Below are 1,169 nucleotides of genomic sequence, written 5' to 3'. Positions count from 1 at the left end.
ACGATGGATGCCACGATGCCGGCGCCGACGGTACGGCCACCTTCACGGATCGCGAAGCGCAGCTTTTCTTCCATCGCGATCGGAACGATCAGCTCGACGTCAACGGTCACGTTGTCGCCAGGCATAACCATTTCCGTGCCTTCTGGAAGTGTCACGATGCCCGTCACGTCCGTTGTACGGAAGTAGAACTGTGGGCGGTAGTTCGTGAAGAATGGCGTATGACGGCCACCCTCTTCCTTCGTCAGGATGTAGGCTTCTGCCTTGAACTTCTTGTGCGGCTTGACCGAACCGGGCTTGCACAGGATCTGGCCACGCTCGATACCGTCACGGTTCACACCGCGAACCAGCGCACCGATGTTATCGCCAGCCTGGCCCTGATCGAGCAGCTTGCGGAACATTTCAACGCCGGTCACCGTCGTCTTCGATGTTGCACGAATGCCGACGATCTCAACTTCTTCACCAACCTTGACGATACCGCGCTCAACGCGACCCGTTACAACCGTACCACGGCCCGAGATCGAGAACACGTCTTCGATCGGCAACAGGAAGGGCTGATCAATCGGACGCTCAGGTGTCGGGATGTAGGCATCGACAGCCGCCATCAGTTCACGGATCGCGTCTTCGCCGATCTTCTTGTCGCTGTCTTCCAAAGCGGCCAGAGCCGAACCTTTGACGATCGGAATATCGTCGCCCGGGAATTCGTAGGACGACAGAAGCTCACGAACTTCCAGCTCAACGAGCTCCAGCAGTTCTTCGTCGTCAACCTGGTCAACCTTGTTCAGGAACACAACGATGGCAGGAACGCCAACCTGACGGGCCAGCAGGATGTGCTCGCGGGTCTGGGGCATCGGGCCATCGGCAGCCGAGCAAACCAGGATCGCGCCGTCCATCTGGGCCGCACCGGTGATCATGTTCTTGACGTAGTCGGCGTGGCCGGGGCAGTCAACGTGGGCGTAGTGACGCGCAGTCGTCTCATACTCGACGTGTGCCGTCGAAATCGTGATGCCGCGAGCCTTTTCTTCCGGCGCTGCGTCGATCTGATCGTACGCCTTGAACTCGCCGAAATACTTCGTGATTGCTGCCGTCAGAGACGTCTTGCCGTGGTCAACGTGGCCAATCGTGCCAATGTTGACGTGCGGCTTGTTGCGCTCAAATTTGCTCTTTGCCAT

The 1,169-nt window shown here is 58.4% G+C and carries 1 protein-coding gene; it reads right to left on the bottom strand.

Translation table 11 applies throughout. The features are described from left to right. The coding region (gene tuf / locus IFT84_RS21230) for an elongation factor Tu (protein WP_192122603.1) at nucleotides 1-1,169 on the bottom strand (1,169 nt) is incomplete at its 3' end.

It is taken from the genome of Rhizobium sp. CFBP 8762, assembly GCF_014841565.1.
In the GTDB taxonomy this organism is placed as follows: domain Bacteria; phylum Pseudomonadota; class Alphaproteobacteria; order Rhizobiales; family Rhizobiaceae; genus CFBP-8762.
This window is presented reverse-complemented; position numbering and strand designations above follow the sequence as displayed.